General features: G+C 59.2%; 4 protein-coding genes. All 4 read right to left on the bottom strand.

Features of this window, described 5'->3' with window-relative positions:
* Window positions 1-408: 408 nt before the first annotated feature.
* The gene (locus AC1VS5_RS05870) at window positions 409-1,158 is read right to left on the bottom strand and encodes a cyclase family protein (protein ID WP_481218011.1); all 750 of its coding nucleotides are present in this window, start codon (window positions 1,156-1,158) and stop codon (window positions 409-411) included.
* Between the two features lie 341 nt (window positions 1,159-1,499).
* Window positions 1,500-2,891: a TrpB-like pyridoxal phosphate-dependent enzyme gene (locus AC1VS5_RS05865; protein ID WP_481218010.1), complete on the bottom strand. Its 1,392-nt coding sequence runs from the start codon at window positions 2,889-2,891 to the stop codon at window positions 1,500-1,502.
* A 650-nt stretch (window positions 2,892-3,541) separates the two neighbouring features.
* Window positions 3,542-4,474: an HD domain-containing protein gene (locus AC1VS5_RS05860; RefSeq protein WP_481218009.1), complete on the bottom strand. Its 933-nt coding sequence runs from the start codon at window positions 4,472-4,474 to the stop codon at window positions 3,542-3,544.
* A 5-nt stretch (window positions 4,475-4,479) separates the two neighbouring features.
* A complete protein-coding gene (locus AC1VS5_RS05855) occupies window positions 4,480-5,850 on the bottom strand; it encodes an ATP-binding protein (protein WP_481218008.1) in 1,371 nt (456 codons plus the stop codon).
* Between the last annotated feature and the right edge of the window lie 194 nt (window positions 5,851-6,044).

The following is a 6,044-nucleotide window of genomic DNA, read 5'->3' as shown; positions in this document are numbered from 1 at the left end:
CATTCCCGAAAAAACAGTATGCTCAAATTCGCAAATCAGACGTTATCAAACACACTGAATGAAGGGTCGCAGGGCAATCTGCTTCAGACGAGCTATGCGCGGGCCAAGATTGAGAAGGCTATGCTCCGTAAGTTTTTCGTAGCGCCGCGTGCTGCAGACACAATATTCCGGGGTCTTGGTCAAAAACACCGTTTCGGTGGTACTTTCAAACATAAGAGGCGCCCGTTTTGCCTGCGGGCAGGCCTTTACGCGTTCAAAATTCGCTCACATCGACGAAATCAACGGAACGAGATGGCCTTCAGCTTTCATGCGGCTGCGCAATCGCTCTATTTTGGTGCGCGGCATACCACTGAAACGATATTTTTGACCAAGCGTACGAAAAGTAAGCGCATGGAGGGCGCGGGAAGTTTAGAACACCGCTGCCACGCGGGCGGGGAGGCCGGTGGCGCCTTCGATGTGCGGCCAGCTCACAAACACGATGGCGCCCGTCGCAGGCACCTTGTCGAGGTTCGCCATGACTTCTACCTGCAGATGGCCATGGTCGAGCACGTAGCGCTCGCAGGCAAGATCGTCGGCTTCCGCCGCCAGGAACGAGGCATCCGTGTCGAAGGTCTCATGCCCGTTCATCTGGATATCTCGTTCCTCATAGAGGAAGCGGAGCGCCTCCATCGACCAGCCGGGGCAGTGCTCGCCCCCTTCCTCGTCGAAGTTGTTGAGCGCGTTGTTATCGGGCCAGCGCTGGTACCAGTCGGTGCGTAGCGCCACGAAGGCGCCGGCGGGAATGCGCCCATGCTCAGCTTCCCAGGCTTCGATGTCTGCCACGGTTACGGCGGTGTCGGGGCCCTCGGCAGCGACCTTGCCGGTGAGGTCGATCATGCAGAGTGGCATGGCCATCTGCTCCACGCCGTAGGCCTCAGAGCCAACCTTGCCCGGTGTGAAGTGGCTCGGAAAGTCTACATGCGTGCCGAACTGCCCGGGGAACTTGTAGGTGTGAATGCGGCAAGAGAGCATCTCTTCGTCGTAGTCGAAGACGGTCTTGCACAGTTCCACGGAGCCCTCGGGGATGCCCGCCCAGTACGGGCTGCCGTTCGTAAGCGGGTGAGTGAGGTCCACCCAGGTTCCTTGTTGCAGCTTCTTGAGTTCTGGCCAGAGGCTCATCTTGGTCTCCTTTCGACGGGGCGGGTGAGGGCCATGCGTGCACGGCGTGTCGCATGCGGGGCGCTGCACCGCAAACGCATGCGATGCGACCGCGCATTTCCTCCATAGTACCTGTCATCGGCGCGTGAATACGCCGGTCCAGCCAAGTTCGAGGCTCGAGTCGGAAGGTTTTAACGAAGGTGACGAGTAGACTCAGGCTTTGGACAACAAAACACCAGTTGGCATTAGTGCGAAACGGCGGTTTACTCGGCGATGTTCGAAAAACCTTCCGACTCGAGCCTCGAGTTGTCAAAGAGCTGGAACATGCCGGAGCCCATCAGGCGGGTTCGAGCATATTCCCGTTATTGGATGCCCGGAATGGAGGGGATCGTCGCGAACCCGCGCTCGAGTTCCTCGTCGGTGGGGATGTGGTCCTCCAGCTCGCCGCGGTTGAACTTGTCGTAGGCGACCATGTCGAAGTATCCGGTTCCGGTGAGCCCGAAGAGGATCGTCTTCGCCTCGCCGGTCTCGCGGCACCGCTCCGCCTCGCGCATGGCCACAAGGATTGCGTGCGCGCTTTCGGGCGCGGGCAGGATGGTTTCCAGCTTGGCGAAGCGCTCGGCCGCCGCGAAGACGTCGGTTTGGCGCACGGCGACAGCATCTAGGTAGCCGTCGTGCTTGAGCTTGGAGACGATAGGGCTCATGCCGTGGTAGCGCAGGCCGCCCGCGTGGTCGGGGCTTGGAATGAAGCCGTTGCCGAGCGTATACATCTTGCAGAGCGGGCAGGTCTGGCCCGTGTCGGCGAAGTCATAGGCATAGCGGCCCCGGGTGAGCGACGGGCAGCTCGCGGGCTCTACCGCGATGAAGCGCGTGGCCGGCCGTGCGCCTGTGAGCTTGTCGCGCATGAACGGGGCGATGAGCCCACCCAAGTTCGAGCCGCCGCCCGCGCACCCGATGACCACATCGGGATATTCGCCAAGCTCGCGAAGGGCCTCGTAACTTTCTAGCCCGATGATGCTCTGATGCAGCACAACTTGGTTGAGGACGCTGCCCAGCTGGTAGCGCCCATGGTTCTCGGGCACATGCAGCGCGCGCTCCACCGCCTCCGAGATCGCGGTGCCAAGCGAGCCGGACGAGCCCGGATCTTGGGCGAGGATGCGCCGACCGACCTCGGTGGTGTCGGAGGGAGAGGGCGTTACCCGCGCGTCGAAGGTCTCCATGATGTTGCGACGGAACGGTTTCTGCTCGTAGGAGCATTTCACCATGAAGATATCGAGGTCGAGCCCATAGTGAGCGGCGGCCTCGGCCAGTGCCGTGCCCCACTGCCCGGCGCCCGTCTCGGTCGTGATGTTGGTAATGCCCTGGGCATAGGCGTAGTAAGCTTGGGCGATGGCGGAGTTGAGCTTGTGAGAACCGCTCGTGTTGTTGCCTTCGAATTTATAGAAGATCTTGGCTGGCGTATCGAGCGCGCGCTCAAGGTTGTAGGCGCGGCGGAGCGGGCTCGGCCGGTAGATCTTGTACATCTCTAGGACGGGTTCGGGGATGTCGAAGTACGGGGTGTCGTCGTCGAGCTCTTGGTCGATGAGTGCGTCGGCGAAAACGGGCGCGATATCTGGCTTGGTGGCGACAGCTCCGTTCGGCAGGCGCATGGGTTCGGGCTTTTCGGGCATATCGGCACGCAGGTTGTACCAGGCTTTGGGGATCTGGTCTTCGGTGAGGTAGAGACGGTAGGGATCGTGCTTGGATGCGGTCATGATGTGTCCTTTCTCATCCGGGAGCGCTGTCCGCCGGCAGTCGCTCCAAGCTCAGAATGCTCCCGCGTGCGCTGCGGCGATCGAAGAGGCTTGCTTTCCGCCTCGGCACACGTTGCCTGTTGCGCGCTATCAGGCGACATGCGTCGTTCGCCGGCAAAAAAGAAGGCCCCCGGATTACCGGAGGCCTTCCATGGTGTAGCGCGTTGGTAGGGGAGCCTGCTAATCCGAGAGAGACGGTATGCGCTTGTTCCACCACCAGGCAGCGGCCTGCTGCATCAGGTGCAGCGTATCGGCGTTGTTGACGATGGCAGTCATAGCGGAGCCTTTCTCTAGTCTCCATCGGATTGCGGACACTTTATCACGGTAAAGCTGAGATGCGGCCGGCAACTAGAAATGTTTCTCGAGCGTTTCCACCATCGATTGGCTCGGCGAGAAACGCAAAAGCCCATCATACAGGACGAGGATGCAACTTTTGGGCACTCCACGGCGTGTGCCCTGAGTACAACCGCGATAGCTCATGAGATATTAGCCCTCTGAGCTGCGCATTCTCTTGCTGCTCATCTGCCTATACTCGTTCACTGTGCCCTGGAGTGCCCAAAAGTTGCATTCAGCGACGTTCCGGGTGCCTCAACGACCCAAATGCTCGGCGGTTAGCTGAGCTGCTCGTCGATCCAAGCGCGCAGATGCCCGTCCATGCGGCCGATGAGTGCGCGAGTGGCACGGTTGGTGTACGGGCGCGCTATGCCAAAAGGCGTGCTCAGCAGCTCGAACAGATATCCTTGATCGACCATGATTTCGAGGCTTGCGGGGTAGACCAGTTCAAAGGCAAAGCAGGCGAGCCCCACCACATGGTCCACGGCGGTCGATTGGTCGCTATAGCGGACGGTCTGGTGCGCGAAGAACGCATCCTCGGCAGCGGGCGAAATGTCGCCTGCGAGCAGCTCGTCTTCGGTTGCTCCCACGACGGTCTCGACGGTATCGGTGCGCGAAACGCGCAGGATATCGATTTTGTCGGCATCGCGCACAAGATTGCAGAGCGCGCGCGAGCGAAGGTCGAGGTCGTCGGGAAGGCGAAAGTCGCTGTGGTGGCCTACTGCTGCACGGATGATCTCGTCGGCCGAGGGCTCTTCGATAAAAGCGCGAACGCTGCCAGCGGTGCGCACGTGGGCCAAGAACTCATCATCATGGGAGAGGGCTTCCGGCAGTGTGGCGTTCACACGGGCGAGCGAGTCGTCAAACAGGTGCCGCCCGTCCTCGAAAAGCACGTCGACGCCGATAGCCGCATGGCTGGCGGACATGCTGTCTTTGAAGGTGCCCCAACGGCGAAGCTGCTCGAATCGGCCGATGTCGTGCAGGAGTCCGCAGAGCCAGGCGAGGTCCGCACCCGCCTGCGTGAAGCCCGATGCGCGAGCGATGCGGTCGCAAAGGTCGGCGACACGATAGGTGTGCTCCGCTTTGAGCGCGATGCGCGGGTTCTCCCGGTCGTAGGGGGCGAGGTACGCTTCGAAGGCCGTTCGCGCCCGCTCGCGATCGATGGAGACCGTTGCCTCGTCGCTCAAGCTGCTGGCTTTATCGTTTGTCATATTGGTTACATCCCCGTTTCGCTGTCATCAAGCAACCATTTCCATGCGGAAGCTTGCACAATGCGCCGTCCGTTGTTCTCGTAAATCGTCTCATGTCCGCTCCCGACCAGAAGAAGCCCCTCTTCAAGGCCCGTTTCGTCGAGTGCTTCCCACAATGCTCTGAGTTCCCGCTGTGCCGTCTTTTCGTCTTCCATTGATTCGGTGACCTGAATCAGTCGAAATGCTTCCTGCTCGAGCGCATCGCCAACCACGAAGTCTATTTCATAGCCATGTTGCTTCGTGTGAAGCATCGAGATGCCGCCATCGCGCATAGAGGGATGGCGTCGTCTGAGTTCGAGGTATACGGCGTCCTCGAGCCGCTGCCCGCGTTCGCACGCTCCTGCTCGGCTGCTTGCTAGGGCAATGCCTGGGTCAACAGCGTAGATTTTTGGTCGCGTCGTACTCTTTTCTGAGAGGCTCAGCGAGAACTCTTTGACTTGGAAGACGAGATAGGCTTCTTCAAAATATGCGAGCAAGTCGGCAAGGTATGCGCGACCGGTTGCAATTCCCGCCGAGCGCAAGTCGTTCTCGATTTTTCGTAGCGAGATCTGCTTGCCGTTGAGCCCCATGAGCCTGCGAGCGAGCGCTGCCGCGACGCGTGGTCGCGCGATGTCATGACGTTCGACTACATCGCGTGTGACGACGCGCTGAACATATGACTGAAGCAAAGCGATTGCTTGGGATGTCGGGAGGCCCTGCGCCGCAGGGAATCCTCCACGCGTGAGGTATTCGTCAAACATCGCCTGCATACGTGCGCCCAAGCGCGGAGAGAAATGCGGGCCTTTCAGCAATTCAGCGCCATCGGGTGTCATGGTAAGTCGCTCGCGAAGCGAAAACGGTAAAAGCTCGAAGTCGATGGCGCGACCACGAAACTCGGTTGAGATTTCCGTTGAGAGCATTTTCGATGAGGAACCACTGATGTAGATGGTAGCTTTAGTGGTATCAACGATGCGGCGAAGCCAGCTATCCCATTGCTTCATCTCCTGAAGCTCGTCAAAAAAGAGGTAGATGCCGTCGAGGTTAGCGCCTGCTCGTTGGGCGAGGTATCGAAACGCCTCGAGCACGGCGTCTCCCGTCTGTGGCGTGGCAGGGCTGATGCGATCATCCTCGAAGTTGAAGTAGCAGATAGCTTCAGCGGGAACTCCTGCCTCGAGCAGTGCATCCATTTCTTGGAAAAGGCGATATGATTTACCCGACCGGCGCATACCGGTTACGACCTTGACGAGATTTCCCGCCCGTGGCGGCAGCGCGTTACCTAGGTTGAGAGAGCGTGGAACAATGGGACGGTATGTATCAAGATCAAACTCTTGCAATATGCCGAGCACGGTTTGGTTCATAGCTACCTCCGCATAATTGGTAATAATATCTTACCAATTTCAGGATAACTGGTAAGTTTAAATTACCAATTAACAGGGTTTAGCCGGGTGTTCTCTTGAGGGTTCGGATTACTTCGTTCCTGCAACGGGACATTCTAGGCAAACAACCGGTGTATTTCTTAGGTTCACGCCCGTTCCAGCGCTAAACACCCTGC

It is taken from the genome of Enorma sp. (genome assembly GCF_982429025.1).
This window is presented reverse-complemented; position numbering and strand designations above follow the sequence as displayed.